The sequence below is a fragment of the Vibrio hepatarius genome, from assembly GCF_001274785.1.
Lineage (GTDB): Bacteria > Pseudomonadota > Gammaproteobacteria > Enterobacterales > Vibrionaceae > Vibrio > Vibrio hepatarius.
Genome location: NZ_LHPI01000001.1, coordinates 687,492 through 705,112, shown reverse-complemented (window position 1 = coordinate 705,112; position 17,621 = coordinate 687,492). Strand labels below are relative to the sequence as shown.

General features: G+C 45.0%; 16 protein-coding genes. 9 read left to right on the top strand and 7 right to left on the bottom strand.

The genetic code is table 11. The annotated features are described in order from the left end of the window. Nucleotides 1-60: 60 nt before the first annotated feature. Complete coding sequence (locus tag AKJ31_RS03135) at nucleotides 61-1,209, top strand: iron-containing alcohol dehydrogenase (RefSeq protein ID WP_053407618.1); 1,149 nt, start codon at nucleotides 61-63, stop codon at nucleotides 1,207-1,209. 68 nt (nucleotides 1,210-1,277) lie between these two features. Beyond that, complete coding sequence (locus AKJ31_RS03130; RefSeq protein ID WP_053407617.1) at nucleotides 1,278-1,925, top strand: lysoplasmalogenase; 648 nt, start codon at nucleotides 1,278-1,280, stop codon at nucleotides 1,923-1,925. Between the two features lie 5 nt (nucleotides 1,926-1,930). On the opposite strand, the gene AKJ31_RS03125 is transcribed toward AKJ31_RS03130, so the two are convergent. Both AKJ31_RS03125 and torS read right to left on the bottom strand, forming a co-directional pair. Further along, a complete protein-coding gene (locus tag AKJ31_RS03125) occupies nucleotides 1,931-2,452 on the bottom strand; it encodes a GNAT family N-acetyltransferase (RefSeq protein WP_053407616.1) in 522 nt (173 codons plus the stop codon). A 10-nt stretch (nucleotides 2,453-2,462) separates the two neighbouring features. Then, nucleotides 2,463-5,351, bottom strand: coding sequence for a TMAO reductase system sensor histidine kinase/response regulator TorS (gene torS / locus AKJ31_RS03120; protein WP_053407615.1), 2,889 nt, complete (start codon nucleotides 5,349-5,351; stop codon nucleotides 2,463-2,465). Between the two features lie 80 nt (nucleotides 5,352-5,431). Between torS and torT the strand changes: the two genes are divergently transcribed. Continuing rightward, nucleotides 5,432-6,442: a TMAO reductase system periplasmic protein TorT gene (gene torT, locus AKJ31_RS03115; RefSeq protein WP_053407614.1), complete on the top strand. Its 1,011-nt coding sequence runs from the start codon at nucleotides 5,432-5,434 to the stop codon at nucleotides 6,440-6,442. 9 nt (nucleotides 6,443-6,451) lie between these two features. Further along, the gene (locus tag AKJ31_RS03110) at nucleotides 6,452-6,907 is read left to right on the top strand and encodes a methylglyoxal synthase (RefSeq protein WP_053407613.1); all 456 of its coding nucleotides are present in this window, start codon (nucleotides 6,452-6,454) and stop codon (nucleotides 6,905-6,907) included. Between the two features lie 49 nt (nucleotides 6,908-6,956). On the opposite strand, the gene AKJ31_RS03105 is transcribed toward AKJ31_RS03110, so the two are convergent. After that, entirely contained in the window at nucleotides 6,957-7,859 is a 903-nt protein-coding gene (locus AKJ31_RS03105; protein WP_053407612.1) for a DMT family transporter, read from the bottom strand. Nucleotides 7,860-7,950: 91 nt separating this feature from the next. Here AKJ31_RS03105 and AKJ31_RS03100 point away from each other — a divergent pair, with 91 nt between their 5' ends. Together AKJ31_RS03100 and AKJ31_RS03095 are read left to right on the top strand one after the other, a co-directional pair. After that, complete coding sequence (locus AKJ31_RS03100) at nucleotides 7,951-9,387, top strand: aminotransferase-like domain-containing protein (protein WP_053407611.1); 1,437 nt, start codon at nucleotides 7,951-7,953, stop codon at nucleotides 9,385-9,387. 263 nt (nucleotides 9,388-9,650) lie between these two features. Beyond that, nucleotides 9,651-9,854, top strand: a complete 204-nt coding sequence (locus AKJ31_RS03095) for a hypothetical protein (protein WP_053407610.1) — start codon at nucleotides 9,651-9,653, stop codon at nucleotides 9,852-9,854. Between the two features lie 10 nt (nucleotides 9,855-9,864). Here the strand turns inward: AKJ31_RS03095 and AKJ31_RS03090 are convergent, their stop codons facing one another. Both AKJ31_RS03090 and AKJ31_RS03085 read right to left on the bottom strand, forming a co-directional pair. After that, nucleotides 9,865-10,512, bottom strand: a complete 648-nt coding sequence (locus AKJ31_RS03090; RefSeq protein WP_053407985.1) for an HAD-IA family hydrolase — start codon at nucleotides 10,510-10,512, stop codon at nucleotides 9,865-9,867. 225 nt (nucleotides 10,513-10,737) lie between these two features. Continuing rightward, nucleotides 10,738-11,256, bottom strand: a complete 519-nt coding sequence (locus tag AKJ31_RS03085; protein WP_053407609.1) for a hypothetical protein — start codon at nucleotides 11,254-11,256, stop codon at nucleotides 10,738-10,740. 174 nt (nucleotides 11,257-11,430) lie between these two features. Here AKJ31_RS03085 and AKJ31_RS03080 point away from each other — a divergent pair, with 174 nt between their 5' ends. Together AKJ31_RS03080 and AKJ31_RS03075 are read left to right on the top strand one after the other, a co-directional pair. Further along, complete coding sequence (locus AKJ31_RS03080) at nucleotides 11,431-11,901, top strand: CreA family protein (RefSeq protein WP_053407608.1); 471 nt, start codon at nucleotides 11,431-11,433, stop codon at nucleotides 11,899-11,901. Between the two features lie 111 nt (nucleotides 11,902-12,012). Continuing rightward, nucleotides 12,013-13,317: an inosine/guanosine kinase gene (locus AKJ31_RS03075; protein WP_053407607.1), complete on the top strand. Its 1,305-nt coding sequence runs from the start codon at nucleotides 12,013-12,015 to the stop codon at nucleotides 13,315-13,317. Nucleotides 13,318-13,362: 45 nt separating this feature from the next. Here AKJ31_RS03075 and AKJ31_RS03070 read toward each other — a convergent pair whose 3' ends face one another. Next, nucleotides 13,363-13,974 (bottom strand): beta-phosphoglucomutase family hydrolase, encoded by a 612-nt coding sequence (locus tag AKJ31_RS03070; protein ID WP_053407606.1) that lies wholly within the window; start codon nucleotides 13,972-13,974, stop codon nucleotides 13,363-13,365. 136 nt (nucleotides 13,975-14,110) lie between these two features. On the opposite strand from AKJ31_RS03070, the gene AKJ31_RS03065 reads away from it, so the two are divergent. Next, the gene (locus tag AKJ31_RS03065) at nucleotides 14,111-15,871 is read left to right on the top strand and encodes a methyl-accepting chemotaxis protein (protein ID WP_053407605.1); all 1,761 of its coding nucleotides are present in this window, start codon (nucleotides 14,111-14,113) and stop codon (nucleotides 15,869-15,871) included. A gap of 50 nt (nucleotides 15,872-15,921) precedes the next feature. Here AKJ31_RS03065 and AKJ31_RS03060 read toward each other — a convergent pair whose 3' ends face one another. Then, nucleotides 15,922-17,535, bottom strand: coding sequence for a peptide ABC transporter substrate-binding protein (locus tag AKJ31_RS03060; protein ID WP_053407604.1), 1,614 nt, complete (start codon nucleotides 17,533-17,535; stop codon nucleotides 15,922-15,924). Nucleotides 17,536-17,621: the final 86 nt, after the last annotated feature.

Genomic DNA, 17,621 nt, shown 5'->3' with positions numbered 1-17,621 from the left:
TCATAAGATAAACACTGTTCATGTGTTAGTGGACAGAACTAGGAAGCAAGAGGAACAACAATGCAATTCACTTACGTTAATCCTACTCAGATCTTCTTTGGCCAAGGTCAAATCTCTTCAATTACTCAAGCGATAGCTGGTGCTAAAAAAGTACTCGTAACCTACGGTGGCGGCTCTATCAAACGAAACGGCGTTTACAACCAAGTTGCAAAAGCACTCGAAGGCGTAGAGTGGGTAGAATTCAGTGGTATTGAACCAAACCCAACCAAAGAGACGCTAGATAAAGCGGTTAAGATCGTAAAAGAGCAGAATGTGGACTTTATTCTCGCTGTTGGCGGTGGTTCAGTCATTGACGGTTCAAAATATGTTGCCGCAGCAGCAAAATACGATGGTGATGGCTGGGATATCCTAACTGGCGCGCACAAAGTAAGCGATGCGGTTGCACTAGGCGCCATTCTTACGCTACCAGCGACAGGTTCTGAATCAAACATGGGTGCGGTTATTACAAAAGCGGAAACTCAAGACAAACTTCCGTTCATGTCTCCGTTCGTACAGCCTAAGTTCGCGGTGCTTGACCCAGATGTAATGAAAACGCTACCAGAAAAGCAACTACTTAACGGCGTTGTTGACGCTTGGGTACACGTGTGCGAGCAGTACATTACCTTTCCGCATGGCGCAATGGTTCAAGATGGCTACGCTGAAACCCTGCTTCGCACACTGAAGACATTGGGCGAATCCTTTGCTGAACGTGATAACGATGAATGGCGTGCAAACCTAATGTGGTCAGCTAACCAAGCACTAAATGGCTTGATCGGCAGCGGCGTACCACATGACTGGGCAACACACATGATCGGTCACGAGTTTACTGCACTATGGGGTGTTGACCACGCACGCTCACTTGCTATCGTGCAGCCTTCTCTGCTTCGCAATCAGTTAGAAGCGAAAAAAGCGAAGTTGGAACAGATGGGTGTGAACGTATTTGGTCTAGAAGCAGGCGACGACCTTGCTCTACGTACTATCGAAGCAATTGAAAAGTTCTACCACTCGCTCGGTGTAGACACTCAATTTGCCGAGTACGAGACAAACAAAGATGACGCTATTGAGTCTGTGATTAAACAACTTGAATCGCACGGCATGACCAAACTTGGTGAACACGGTGCAATTACACCGGATGTTAGCCGTCAAATCTTAGCGAATGCTATTGCGTAGCTAACCGCCACTCATTACTCTAATAGCAGCAATTTATTGCTGCTATTTTTTTTATTGAGACAGGAAATATGTGGTTAATTATCGTTTTACTGTGCGTTGTGCACGTATGGAGCATAGATAAAAAATATCGTTGGATCTTTTATCTATCCAAAGCGACACCTGTTTTCCTGATGTCGGCGCTTGTTTTAGTCGATAGTCCGAACTCACAAGATTATGCTTATTGGATTGGCGTGGGATTAATTGCGTCAGCCATTGGCGATCTTTTTTTAATGCACCCGAAAGACAAGTTTATTGAGGGGTTAAGCTGCTTTCTTTGTGCGCACATTTTATACAGCTACGCGTTCTTCACTCAAATAGAGCAACCTTTAACGCTGTGGCTGCCTGCGGTGTTATTTAGTGTTGGCTTGATTGTCTACTTACTATTACTTCCAACACTCGACAACATGAAACTGCCGGTTGCGGTATACACAAGTGCAATATTGGTAATGGCGTGGGGAGCGACAGAAGTTTGGTTAGAAGCTGAACACCCGCTCGCCGCTTACGGAGCGATGGGCGCGTTTATATTCATTGTGTCTGATTTAGTGCTGGCGATTGACCGTTTTCGTACCACCTCAGCGTTTTCAAGGCATGTCGTCATGGTGACATACTACACAGCCCAAGTTTTACTGACACTTTCAGCACTAGGTATCTACAGGCCGACCTTAAGCATTGGCTAACAGATTTACACCTCAAAACTGTATATCAGATCGTCGTAATCAACCCCACCAATCTGATACGCATTGGGTTCACGCTCGCACAGCACAAAACCCACTTTTTCGAGCACTTTGCATGATGCTATGTTGCCATCGGTGACAATCGCGTTGAACTTCTCAATCGGGAAATTAGCTTTTGCGTACTCGACCAAAGCTAAAAGCGATTCTGTACCAAAGCCTTTGCCATGATATTCAGGAAGCAGTAAATATCCGACTTCCACATACTCTTGCTGCTCTTCAGAGCGGCACAAACCCATCACGCCCATCGGCTGTTTTGTGTCACGGTGAATAATGACGAGGCAAAGCCAATGCGTACTTCCCCATTCCCACTTGGGCAAGCGGCTTTCGAAACGCGAGCGAATCTGTTCCGTCGATGGTTTGTCAAACGCGTATCGAATCACTTCTTCGTCTTCATGCAATCGCTCAAACAGCGGCCAGTCGCCCTCGTTGATACTGCGCATAAAAAGATTGGAAGATTCGATAATTGGCATAGAGAAGTCCTTATTCCATCAGCGCATCAAGCGCTTGCTTTGACGCCGATACAAGCTCGGTTAGCTGCGATTTGTTGTCAAGATAGCAAGATAGCGGTTCATTGTCTTTTTCAATCTGCAAACACAGATCAAATAATGCCAATAGACCCAAACTCCCCGCAGAACCTTTCAGCTTATGCGCTAACTGTTTGATTAGCATATTATCTTGGCTTTGCTCGCCCGCCTGCATCTCACGCAGAATTTGCTCACTACCTTGGGCAAACAGTTCGTATATCTCACGCATTTTGTCTTTACCCAGAATCGACATATCTGAGGTCACGACACTGCTATCAATAACCGGTTGATTTGGAGCATTCTTTGGTTCGTTGATAGACCCTTGGGGAAGTATCAGTTGTTGACCTTGCAAACAGTTTTGGATCAGTAAACACAATGCGTCTTTATCCAGCGGTTTCGGTAAGTAACCATCAAAACCTGAAGAGAGATACTTCTCTACTTCTTCATTGAATACATGCGCCGACACCGCGACCATCGGTGTTGGGTTTATAGCGTCGAGATCGGCTTCGATTGCGCGCAATTGATTCAACAAACTTACGCCATCACAATCGGGTAAGTTAATGTCGAGTAACACGATATCAAAGCGCTGTTGCGTGAACTGTTCCCTCGCTTCTCGCCCATTTACTGCGGTCGTCACGTCGTGCCCCAAACTATGTAGGAACCCTTCTGCGACCATGCAGTTGACTGGATTGTCTTCAACCAATAACACTTTTGCACGCAGTTGGTTTTTAGTGACAACGTCACTAGATTCAATCTCTTTGCCTACTGTTAATGGAACCGAAAACCAGAAACGGCTCCCTTCACCGACAATAGATTCAACGTTTAGCTCGCCGCCCATTGCTTGCACAAGTTTGCGACTTATAGCTAGGCCAAGGCCAGTGCCGCCTTTACTGCCAATCCCGCCAGAAGCTTGGGTAAATGCCTCAAACAGTGTTTCTTGTTCTTGTTCAGAAATACCCATTCCTGTGTCAGATACTTCAAACAGGATATTGCCATCGTGCTCTGGATCGCTCGCTACATAGATATCGACGTGGCCTTTCTCGGTGAACTTAATCGCGTTCCCTACCAAGTTATTTAGGACCTGACTGATTCGGGTGCAGTCACCAAACCAAAAATTATTTAGGTCACTTTCAATACATACACTTAAATCGATGTGCTTTTCTTGCGCGCGGCTTGCCAATAGCTGCGTAACATCATCGACCATGGCGTGAAGGTTAAAATCGACCGGCCTTATCTCCAAGTGCCCAGCTTCAATCTTTGAGTAATCTAACACGTCGTTAAGGATTGCCAGTAACGTAGTACCGCTGCGGTTGATCACATCCACATAGTGACCTTGCTGCGGATTTAAACCTGTATCTTTAAGCAATCGCGCGGTACCTAACACGCCGTTCATCGGTGTGCGGATTTCATGGCTCATGGTTGCGAGGAACGCCGATTTCGCGCGGCTCGCTTGCTCTGCTTCTTGTCTTGCCTGGGCGTGATTCACCACCTCTTCGTTCAAACGTTCATTCGCTTGCTGAAGCTGCAATGTCCGGTCAGTGACCAACTCTTCTAAATGTTCTTTGTGTTGTTGCAGCTCACTCCTTGCTTTGGCCTCGCTTTCTGCCACAACTTTCAGGGCTTTTGCTGTATCTCTCGCGGTAATGATTGCTTGCCCCATATGTGCTAGCTCGTCATTTCCTTTGATATTCAGATCCACCTGTAACTGCCCTTTGGCAATTGAGAGCAATGCCGACGAATACTCAGCTAAACGTTTGAGAACCGATACATAAACAACTTTCCAAACAATCAATACCACGATCACTAGACCAAGTACGGTGATGATGGTCAGCGTTAACTGCGCGTACTCTAATGTGGTTTTTAGCTCTTCCACCGCATGGGTTGTCGCAATGTTGGACTCGTCGACCAACTGACTTACGGTTGTGTTCAACGTGGTGAACTGATCCAAGGTATCTTGCATCAACTGCTGAGCGGCTAAGTCGTTGTCATAGCGCTGTCTCAGTACCTCGAAAACTACGGTGCGCTTGTCTAGGTCATTTAATAGTTGAGTCATTTGAATTGAGCGTGTTGGGTCTTCAACCGCTTTCACACGTCGCTTCATTATCGTTAAATTGCTATCAAACTCTTGGTGAATCGTCTTGATACGGTCGATATCCGACACTGTACGTACTTCTTCAATTTGATTGAGCATCTTAAACGCCAACAAATGAAGTTCGTGTAAACGTTCGGAAAGGTCTAAGTCGACTTCGACCAACGCATCAAGCGCCTTGTATGCGCTTTCTGTCTGTTTGGTTTCGAGAAGGTCGTAGATGTGAGTGACATTAGCAACCGCAATCGTTGAGGTATTGGCGACTTGTGTGCGTGTAAGACGCTCAAGCTCTGAAGCGAGTTCGCGCATTTCTTGCGTGCGACCAGCAAGATCTTTGGCGAGGAACAATCGTTTCTCAACCACAATACCGAGTTGCGCGAGAGTATCGATTACACTTTGCACATTGGCTTCTAACTTACTCAGCAGTTGTGAGTCAAACGAGTCAGATCCCAGTTGTTTAATGTGCGTCAGTAACGTTTCTAGCTGAGCAAACAACTCTTGCCCAGATTGTTTACGCTGCGCTTCTGTCTTTGCATTTGATAACACCTGAACGGAGGAAATGATCTTTGAGCTAAGCTCTGATACCTGACGGGCTTCGAGCATTGAAGGGATCGCTGAGTTAACGACGTTTCTCTCGGTCTTAGCCACAGAATTGAAACCAAACACACCAATCAGCGCGGAACTTAGCACCAGTAAAGCCATCGCCAAAAAGGCAAACAACAGTTTACGTCCGATACTGGCTTTCGCTAATAACATCGAGATACTTCACTTTTTAACTCTGGTAGAATGCAGTATATTTTGCAGTGTTTACCCCTTATTTACCAATGAAATACCGTATGTCTTTGCGCTCAATTAAGAAAAAGCTTTCCTCCGCGACAATGACCCTCGCTCTCGGTTCGTTGGCGGGTACTGCAAGCGCGGCGGAGCCTCCTCGCTTATGTGCTATCTATCCTCACCTTAAAGATTCGTATTGGCTATCCGTCAACTATGGCATGGTTGACGAAGCGCGTAAGCAAGGTGCTGATTTGAGAGTGCTGGAAGCCGGCGGTTACATGAACTACGACAAACAAAAGGAACAGTTGTCTTTGTGTGCCCGTTGGAACGCTGATGCCATCATCTTGGGTACAGTGGCTCCCGAACTCTATGACAACTCGTTACGCCAATACACGGGTGCTATTCCCGTTTTTGCTGCGGTAAACAAGCTCTCACTCAATGAAGAAAACCAAGTCAACTTGAAAGGCGAAGTGGGTGTAGATTGGTACTGGATGGGCTTTTACGCTGGTGACTATCTTAAACAAAGACACCCGTCAGGTTCTGGCATCACAAATATTGCGCTACTGCCCGGCCCTCGCTCTAGCGGAGGAACCAAACCCGTACTGAAAGGGTTTTATGACGCGATCAAACACAGCGATCTTCGCATTATCGACACATTGTGGGCGGATAATGACAAAGAACTACAAAGAAACCTTGTACAAAAAGCGATAGATAACGATGATGTTGATTATATTGTCGGTAGTGCGGTTGCCATTGAAGCGGCGATTAGCGAACTTCGCGCTGCGGGTAAAACTGAGCAAATTGGACTGGTTTCAACCTACTTAAGTCACGGCGTATACCGAGGCTTACTACGTGATAAAGTCGAATTTGCCCCAACGGATAAGATGGTCAAGCAAGGGCGTCTGTCCGTACAACAAGCTGTTAGCTATTTACGACATAAAGATTATCAACGCGTTAGTGCACCGAAAATAGAGCCACTGACGCCTAAGACACTGAATAAAAAGGTCATTGAGGACTCACTTTCTCCCTCTGAATATCGACCGACATTTTACGTTCATAACGGAAACAATTAGGAAGTCTGAATGGAAAAGACAATTCGTACCATCCCTGCACACAAGCACATTGCCCTAGTGGCGCATGACAACTGCAAGCCAGAACTTGTACGCTGGGTAAAAGAGAATAAAGATAAGTTACAACGCCACTTTTTATACGCGACAGGCACAACGGGTTCAATCTTAAGTAAAGAAACGGGTCTTGCGATCAAGAGTTTAATCAGTGGCCCTATGGGCGGCGACCAACAATTGGGTGCGCTGATTTCGGAAGGTAAAATCGATGTATTGGTGTTCTTTTGGGACCCACTGAACGCCGTTCCACATGATCCAGATGTAAAAGCCCTACTTCGTATTGCGAGTGTGTGGAACATCCCTGTGGCAACCAACCGTGCTTCGGCTAAATTCCTATTTGAGTCAAACTTAATGGAACAGGAAGTCGATATTGAAGTTCCAGACTACGAAGCTTATTTGGCAAAACGTACTTAATAGCCTGACAAATAAAAACGCCTGCTTTCGAGCAGGCGTTTTTATTACTTCATTCAGCAGAACATGTTTGATTCGTTTTCACGCCAAACAGCCTTGGCTTTTTAACCACCAAATACACGGCCACCGCTGCAAAAGCGAACCCTAGCATACCTGTCACATCAAATGATTCACCAAACGCTAACCAAGCCTGAATTGCCGTTGTGGGTGGTACAAGATAAAACACCGAAGCAACGCTCGATGCCGCACCATTTTTTACCATATAAAGCAGCAATAAGATTGCCACACACGACAGTACCACCACCAACCAAATCAAAGTTAAGATAAATTCTTGAGTCCACTCGACGTGCATGGTTTCGAATTGAATCGCCACAGGTAAAAACAAAGCACCAGCTGCTAAATACTGCACCATTGCACTGCCGACCATGTCACTGGTGTTGCAGTATTTCTTTTGATACAGCGTTCCTAAGGTAATGCCAACCAACGCGCACAAACAAACGGCTATCGCCAGCACTTTATCACTCTCAGACTGCCATTCCATTTTTCCGCCAAGCACAAGCGAAATTCCAATAAAGCCCATCACCAAACCAAGCCATTGCACCGGTTTGAATTGCTCTCGGGTAAATGAAACAAGCAGTACCGCGGTTAATATCGGTTGTATCCCAACCAGCAATGAGCTTAATCCAGCCGGCATACCTAGCGCTATAGCGAAATAGGTTCCGCCCAAATAAAACCCGTGAATCAGTATCCCTACTACGCAACTGTGTAGAAAGTCTTTGCCTGTTGGAACTCTACGACGCAAGAAAGCAATCAACACAAGAAACAGCAGCACATTTCCCGCCATACGAATCGACAGCAGAGTCGCAGGCTCGGCGTATTGCAGACCAAAACGTGCTCCGACAAATCCGGACGCCCAAAGAATGACGAAGACAAATGGGATAGCTCTAATAAGCATGACTGATGTTCTCTAATTGTTTTACCTTTGTTAATGGTGCTAATCTAACTGGGTACAATAATTACAGTAAGTCACAGTTGGGCGCATTTTTATGGGTACAGATTTATCTAAATCGACTGATATGAGCAAATATCTCCAAGTTGAGCGTATTTTAAGAAGCGCGATTGACAATGGCGTCTATCAACACAACGACAAGCTACCTTCGATTCGTCAGTTGGTTGACGAACTTGGATTCGGCAAAAACACCATCATTCGCGCCTTTCAGGAGCTTGAAGCTCAAGGGTTGATTTACTCTATGCCTAAATCGGGTTATCGAGTTAACTCACTCAAATTGGTGCAAACATCACACGTCAAACCGACTAGAGTGGACTTACTCTCGGTGTGTAAAGAGGTGCTTACCTACCCCAATTACAAGGAATTGCTACCAACGGGTTCGGCTCATCCCAGCACAGACACACCAGCGATTAAAAGTCTTTATGCCGAGATAGGTCGTCATAGTCGGCGCCAGACCCATACCGCCAGCCACTATCAGCTGCCACCTGGTGACACTTTGTTAATCAAACAACTGGCGAAGATAACGCAAGATCTTGGTACTCCTGCAAACGTAGATGAAATCTTAGTAACCCACGGCGCGCAGCAAGCGATCAGTCTTGCACTAAGGGCTATAACAGTACCTGGGGATATTGTTGCTGTTGAATCTCCGTGTTATTTCGGCAACTTATTGTTACTGGAATCTCTTGGGCTCGAGGTGTTAGAAATCCCAAGTTGCGACTTTCAAGGAATGGATCCACTTGCTTTAGAATCGGCACTGGCTAAATGGAACGTCAAAGCGATTCTGGTTACGCCAAATTTTACCAATCCTAGTAGCGCAGTTATGCCACTTGAAAGACGCAAACAGCTTCTGAACGTATCCGGTGCTATCCCTATTATTGAGGATGACGTTTTCGGCGCACTTTCCTTTGGTTCACCGATCCCAAGTTTGCGTGCCTTAGATGATAAACAAAGAGTCATTTACGTGAATTCGCTGTCTAAAACACTAGATTCAAGGCTTAGAATTGGTTGGATGCTTGCTGGCCGCTATCGCGAAAAAGTCGAAAAGTACTTGTTATGTGAAAATATGGGCAGCTTAAACTTGATGCAGTCTGCGGTAGGTGAATTTTTAACGTCTGGAAAATATCGAAACCATATTTCAAAGATGCGACGTTGTTATCAGAATAATGCCAAGCGATATATCCAGTTATTTAAAAATGCTATGGACGCGTACCCAGAACTAATAAACCAATATCATATTTCAGGAGTTCAAGGTTCCTTCTTACTTTGGATTCGACTGCCAAAAAGTATTGATAGTTATCAGCTTTATCAAGCTTGCAACCAACATAAGATCAGTATCTTACCTGGCTTTATGTTTGGTACCAGTGACCAGTTTAAGCATTGCATTCGAGTCAGTGTCGCGAATTTTGATAGTGACAAGAATTGGCAAAGCGCGATGGAGTTGTTTGCTAAACTCATTGCCGAGCAAGCAAAATAAATCCGGAGCATTTTATTCAGCGCTTCGGACTTTGATACTCATTCCAAACCAACAACGCAATATTTTACAGTATAGTCAGAAGAATATATGAATTGACTCTCACAATTTCTATAAGTAACTACCTTACAATCAAGCTTCGAGCTAGTTTTAGCGTATAGAAATTAATTACTCGCCTAATAATTATATTAAGAGTAATTCTAAGAATAATTAATAAACACAAAACCCTATATTAGATCGCTTTAAAGCTGCTGGAGAACTTACCTATGACTCAACAAAATAAAGAGACGACTTTGTGCTGCCCGCTATGTGGGAGCGAAGAATACTTACTGTCTGAAAAAAACAGCATGCTTTGTGCTGAATGTGGCTCATTTTTTGAAGACTTAGAACAAGTCGTCGCATTCGAACCGCATATCAACTTAGTGATGGCTGAAAGAAAGACCGTGATTCCCCTTCACGCTTGTCACTAAGTCGTTACCTTTATAAGCACGCTTCTAAATCACGAAGCGTGCGAATTTTATCGATATCGAACTGATGAGGCTTTTCGTTAAGTCCAAGCAAATGAACGGTTCGAACCCCTGCTCTTACACCAGCTTCTAGCCCTTTCGGCGTATCATCTACATACAGACACTCGTCTAAACGAAAGCCCATATTCATTGCGCTGTACAAAATGAGATCTGGTTCGGGCTTCCAACTGTTAGTTTCAAACGCAGAGAAAAGCTTACCCTCAAAGTAAGGTAGTAACCCGGTCAGTTGCAGTGAGCGCTCAATCTTGCTACGCGGCCCATTTGACACCACACAATACTCAATATTTTTGGCGTCTAATGAACTGAGCGTTTCGAACACGCCTTCCATAGGTTGCAATTGTTGCTCGAATAACTGATCCAGTTTGTCACGGTACAAAGGTTCCAACTTATCGAGCGAGATATCGACGCCAAGATGCTGATTAAATTTCGCCAGTATGTCCGCCAGCTTTCCGCCCTCGAAATAATCAATCGCGTCCTGCATTGATAACTCGACATCAAACTCTTGAAACACTTGGCAAAGCGTTTCGCAGCACAGACGTTCACTGTCAACCAAGGTACCATCGCAATCAAAAATTACGCATCTAGTTTGTGGTTTCGCCATATTCACGCCCATTTATTTCAACTCAAAAAATAATAAAGCAGTTGAGCATGTTTAACATGATTGGCTTAACAAATTGGTGTCAAAAATGGGTATGAATCAGCAAAATTCATAGTTAAATCACCCTTTGAGCAGATATCTGTGTTGATTCATACCTTAGCTATGGTGTTTCAAAGATGAAATAGCTCACTAGACACCAAGAAAGTGTCTAGGTTACGAAGAAAAATATTAAGGGGTGACTTCGAGATAGAGTTCGCAAGATGATGAGCTATTCAGCGATAACTTGTTAGCGATCGAGAGAGCAAAGCGCGTGCAGTTCTCGATATCACTGGCTTGATTCACCACAACATCAGAGATCAGAAAAGCATCGTCAGTGGTGGTTACTACCGCTGCGGCAACAGGCTCACCATTGCTGAAACCCAAATAGAGCTGGCATGGTTCGGAATAGATAATTTGAGTAAGGAACTCGACAATCAGTTCTTGTTCTTCGGGCTTATCCCAGCGTTGAGACTGTAGAAGTGAGAACATGACAGTCAAACGATGAAAGTCGACAAGGAAAATATCTTCTTGCGCAAAATTCGACTCACACTGAATGTCAGTATCCAGAGTGGTGAAATGTTGTTGCTCCGCTTTCGCTAGATAGAGCTTGCGTCCCGCTAAACTTTCTTTCGTTGGGTACTGTACGTCAACTTGCTCAGCGAGCCATTGGTTTTTGATTTTAGCGATGTGCGGAATGGTGTCTGTCATTATTATCTACAACTCGAGCAATTTGGCGTCAGCTTATCGGTAAGCTGGTCATCTCACAAGTGTTTTACGTGATTATTCAATATACGACAGAAAAGCTGATATGCTATGTCAATCAGTTAGATTAGGTTTATCGCTTCTTGGCAGATTTGCCCTTAGTTTTTAGGACACATTATTATGATTAAAAAGTTAACCTTAGCCGCGGTAATGGCGCTTAGCCTTTCAGCTTGTGATAGTGGTGAAGTGGGCGACGTGAGCCTAGGTCTATTCACAATGAAAGATATCAAGCTCAATCATATGCAAGACCCAATCGTAACGGGTGTTACCTGTCATGTGGCTTCTATAGAAGCGGACTTTAGCTTAGCAGACCCAAGTGATAGCTCGATTTCATGCCGTCAAACGGGCGAAATTACACCGGAAATGATTGCACAAATCGACAAATCTAACGATGGCGAAGTGGTCTTCAAAAAATCAAAGAGTATCTTCTTCAAGAGCATGAAGATCCGCCGTATTCTTGATGTTGAAAACCAAACTCTGATGTACATCTCTTACTCGACAAAAGAAACCTCCGGTAGCTTCAAACACAGCTTGTCAACCGTGCCACTTTGGGGAACCAAAGCGTTTGGTGCGTATACCGATAAAGAATAGAACCTTACAGTGCCAGGCCACGTGGTCTGGCACTGTTTTATGTAATAAAAATGAAAGCATTCTTACCGTTGTGTGATATCATGCGCGAAAATTTCCTACTTACCTGTAAATATGAAGTTCCCAGGACAGCGCAAATCTAAGCACTACTTCCCTACGCACGCTCGTGACCCACTCATCAACCAGATGATAGAAACACCAAAACTCTATCGCCCGATCATTGTTGGTGTTGGACAAACCATTGTTGATATCGAAGCTCGTGTAGACGATGAGTTCCTTGAAAAGTATCAATTGAGTAAAGGTCACTCTCTGGTCTTAGAAGAAAGCAAAGCTGACGCTCTATATGACGAACTGGTTGAACGCGGTTTGATCACACACCAATACCCTGGTGATACGATCGGTAACACGCTACACAACTACTCTGTCCTCGCAGACAGCAAGTCAGTGTTGCTTGGTGTTATGTCGCGCAACATCGAGGTAGGTTCTTTTGCTTACCGTTACTTATGCCGAACTTCATCGCGCATGAACTTAAACCACTTACAGACGGTTGAAGGTTCAATTGGTCGTTGTTACACCCTTATTTCGGATGACGGCGAACGTACATTCGCTATCAACGAAGGTGAAATGAATAACCTTCGTCCTGAAAGCATTCCAAGTGAAGTATTCGAAAAATCGTCTGCGTTGGTTGTCTCTTCTTACCTGATGCGCGGTAAACCTGAAGATCCAATGCCTAAAGCCGTCGCGCGCGCGATTGAGCTGGCGAAACAGAACAATGTTCCTGTGGTGCTCACGCTAGGTACTAAATGGGTTATCGAAGGCAACGCTGAGTGGTGGCAACAATACATCAAAGAGAACATCTCTATTGTTGCGATGAACGAAGAAGAAGGTGAAGCGCTGACGGGCGAAAAAGATCCCCTACTAGCGGCTGATAAAGCCCTTGAGTGGGTAGATTTAGTTCTTTGTACTGCAGGCGCAGTCGGTCTTTACATGGCGGGTTACACAGATGACTCTGTTAAACGTGAAACAGAACTGCCATTGTTACCGGGTAACATCCCTGAGTTCAACAAGTACGAATTCAGCCGAGCAATGCGCAAAGAAGACTGCACAACACCCGTGAAAGTATACTCTCATATTGGCCCTTACCTAGGTGGCCCGCTAGAGATCAAAAACACCAACGGTGCTGGTGATGCTGCACTTTCTGCCCTGCTCCATGATATGGCGGCGAACAGCCACCACGCGAACAACGTGCCGAATTCATCAAAGCATGACAAGCCGTATCTGACTTACTCCTCGTTATCGCAAATTTGTAAATACGCAAACCGAGTGAGCTACGAAGTATTGACCCAGCACTCGCCACGCTTGACTCGCGCTCTGCCAGAACGTGAAGACAGCTTGGAAGAAGCATACTGGGACCGCTAGTCGCAAATATATTAAAGCCGCTCAGTGAGCGGCTTTTCGTTATCGTTAATTGGATACATTATTCACTGGATAAAACACCAGTTTATCCCCTTCAACCATAATACAATCCATACCGCCTGCGTGTGCCGCTTGTTTACCTAATTCGGTATCTTCAAACACAACACACTGACTAGGCGCTAACGACAGCAGACTCGCGGCTTGCAAAAAGGTATCCGGCGAAGGCTTATGATTTTCTACATCCGTTGCGGTAACAATTGCATCTAACTTATCGATTAAGTTTGCCTTGTTTAGAATGCGCATTGCACCGTCTCTGTGGCTGCCCGTCCCTACTGCGAGTTTTCGCTTGCCGTAGAAATAATCCAGGACATCGTTGGTGCATTGAATCGGTTCACCGTGCTCTTCTAAAGATGCAAACGCGGCCATTTTAAAGCGCGACACTGCTTGTGGGTCTAGGTTCATGCCGTACTTCTGATTGATTTGATCGGCAATCTTAAAGCTTGGCATTCCGCCTAAACTATGGAGCCATTCCACTTGGCACGGAAAATTAAAATGTTCTGCTGTTTTTGTCCACGCTTGCATATGTGCAGGCATGGTATCAATCAGCGTTCCATCCATATCAAAAATAAGTCCTTGATAAGTCGAAACTATCTCTAACATATTGAAAACATCCAGTTTTAAAAATTTAACATGACAACCCTAGCACTTTAGTCGTTATTGCAATTGATAAACTAGTCATTTGCGACTAACATCACGACAAAGCACACACAATTTTATCCCAGACCTAGGTAATCTTATGAATATTAAACACAAAGTATATTCATTAGGTGCAGTTGCCATTTTGGGCGTTGTTTCTCTACTTTTTTCAACGTCTCATTTTGCCAAGACAACCTATCAGCTAAACCACGCGAACCTTCTCGTTGCCGACTTAGAAGTTCGTTTGCTGAACTTGCGCCGTAATGAAAAAGACTTTTTGTTGCGCAAAGACATGAAGTACCTAACCCGCTTCAATGAAAACATGGATAAGTTCCTCGCAACTGAGGCTGAGTTATCCGGTATTCTAACATCTCATGATATGGCGAGCAGCGCGCAACTTAAAAAAGACATTCTTAAATACCAGTCTGGCTTTACCGCGCTGGTTAACGCTTATGATCAGATGGGGTTAGACCCAGAATCCAAATTGATCGGCAACTATAATGCTGAACTTGAGGATGCACGTACTCATCTGTCTAGCGACCAACTCGTCAGCTTGTTTGAGTTTGATGAAAAAGTCGAACGTGGCGAGCTTGATAGCAACTTAGTACCTGCTGAATCAGAGAAGCTACTGGCTGCTGCACAGGCGCTTATCGCTCAAAAAGAGAAGATTGGCCTTAAGTACAATGTTGGCCTACTCGGCGAAACACGCGCACTCTCTCATACTGTTGAAGAGCAATTTACTGATTTCGTAAACACCTTGGCGACACAATCTGAAGAAACCAGTAATAGGCTTGCGACATTCAAAATGATCGTCACTGCATTGGTCATTTTGGTCATCGTTTTGTTTATCCTGCAAATCTCGCGCTCTATTAACCGCCAGGTATCTAGTTTGCTTGAGATCATTCAGGAGATTGCCCGTTCAAACAACGTCTCTTTGCGTGCAAACTTAAAAGGTAAAGACGAGCTGGTTTCTATTGGCAATTACTTTAACCGCCTACTCGAAAAGCTAGAACAGCTTATTTCAGGTACACAGATGAAGTCGTCTGAGCTATCTGCAAGTACCGCCAACATGCATAATGAGCTTGAAAACGTTATTGAGCAGTTCAACGTTCAAGCCGACCATACCATGACAATGGCAACCTCTGTTCAGCAAATGGTGTCGACGATTCGCGAAATATCAGAAAGCACCGCTGTAGCCGTTGAAGGCGTGCAGCAAGCGGCTGTAAACGCTGGTTCTGGTCGTGACGTGGTGAAATCGACGGTTGAGAATATTGGCCAGTTATCGATGATCCTGGGCGACAGCCAAACTTCAATTAACTCGCTTAACACGCACGTCGATAAGATTGGTGATGCGGTAAACATCATTCAAGAAATCGCCGAGCAAACCAACCTACTCGCACTTAACGCTGCAATCGAGGCAGCACGTGCTGGTGAGCAAGGTCGCGGGTTTGCCGTTGTGGCAGACGAAGTACGAGCGCTCGCAAGCAGAACGCATCAATCAACTGAAGAAATCACTAAAGTGGTTACCGCTATCCAATCGCAGATGCACACCGTAGTGATTAATATCGACCAATGTAATGAGCAAGGCCGTCAAACCCTTGATTCATCGGCGTCATTGGATGACAGCCTAACGCAAATCATCACCGATATGGACAATATCCAGGCGAACTCTGAGCGTATTGCGTCAGCAATTGAAGAGCAAGGCATCGTGATGAATCAAGTGAGCGATTCAATTACCGAGCTAAACAGCATTTCGGAAAGCAACATGCACTCAGCGCAGCAATGTCTGAACGAAGTCGACCGCGTATCAGCTCAAGCTATTGAGATGGACAAAGCCGTCGCCGAATTTAAGACTTCATAGATGAAGCATCATTAAACAAAAAGCCCGCGTAACGCGGGCTTTTTTTCGTTTTATTCAGCGATGAAATACATATCTTTTGCGTAGATATTGCCTTTCGGGTTGTTTTCCGGGAAACCTTTTAATGTATTACGCACTAAACGAGTATGATTGTAGTGATAAAGCGGAATCATCGGAGCTGCCTCGCCAAGTAATGCCTCAGCTTGAGCATACAATTTATAACGTTGCTGCTGTGAAGGCGCTTCTGAGGCTTTCACCATCAGTTGATCAAACTGCTCGTCACAATAACCACTCTCATTCGCGACATGGCCACAAGTAAACGCTTCTAGAATCGAAGATGGCTCTGGATAATCGCCAAACGCCCAAGAACGTGCCAACTGGTAATCACCGACACTTTTCGCCGAGACATACGCTTTCCATTCCATATTCTGCAGATCAACTTTAACGCCGAGAGGTTTCCACATCGAGGCAATCGCCAGTGCGATCTTCTTATGGTTCTCGCTGGTATTGTACGTCAGGGTAAAAGTAAGTGGATTCTGCGCATTGTACCCCGCTTCAGCCAAGAGTTGTTTTGCATTCTCCAGGTTTTGTTCACGCGTCAAAGTTGCGAAACTTGGCGCGGGTGCTTGATAAGATGGAATCGTAGTTGGCACTGGTGAAAATGCTTTTGGCTCGCCCTGTCCCGTGATCTTTTCAACTAAGATATCTCGGTCAACTGCCATACTGAGCGCTTTACGAACCTTGACGTCGTCAAACGGTGGCTGCTTGGTATTAAACGAATAAACGTAAGAACCCAACAGCGCCTGAGCTTTTATCTGCTCTGGGTTGTTCTTCATGTATCTTTGATATTGCTCCAATTGAACTCGGTTGGTCATATCAATTTCACCAGCTTGGTAACGTAACAATTCAGCGTTTTGAGAATTGAGCCCGAGATAAGTGACTTTATTGATCACCGTTTGGCTATTGTTCCAATACTTGGTGTTGCGCTCGACTTCAACGTACTCGTTCGGCACCCACTTAACCAGCTTGTATGCGCCGTTGGTGACGATATTCTCTGGTTTGGTCCAAGCGTCTGCATGCTTTTCAACTGTCGTTTGCGGTAACGGGAAAAAGGTTTTCACACTCAAAAGGCTAAGCAAATAAGGCGTTGGTTTTGCGAGAGTGATTTCTAATGTATCGGCGTCTATTGCTTTAATGCCTAGAGCTTGTGGCTGCTTTTCACCCTCTTGAATGGCTTTTGCATTGGCGATATTCGCGGTGACAAAATAGTGGCCAGTGTTGTTACCTGTCTTTGGATTAACTGCGCGCTGCCAAGCAAAAACAAAATCATTCGCCGTAACAGGTTCGCCATTAGACCACTGAGCCCCTTTACGTAAATTGAAGGTGTAAGTTAAGCCGTCGTCAGATACTGTCCATTGGGTCGCTTGGCCGGGAATAACTTGTCCTTGAGAATTCTCGATCACCAAGCCTTCAAACATATCGTTGGCAATGATATCGCCAGGCATACCAGAGTTAACAAATGTTGGGTCAAGCGTGCTTGGCTCAGCACCGTTACCGCGCACTAAATGTTGTTCTTTAGCCAGTTTGACGTCACTTGGAAGCGTTGCAGCGTAAGCAGGCGCGCATAATGCAGCAGAAACAAGAATCGCGATGGATGTTCTATTCATTATTGTATTTCCTATACGACAAAGACCATACCTTGGTCTGAATTGGATTGTGTTCTTCAATATGAAGGCAATGACATAGTAATAGC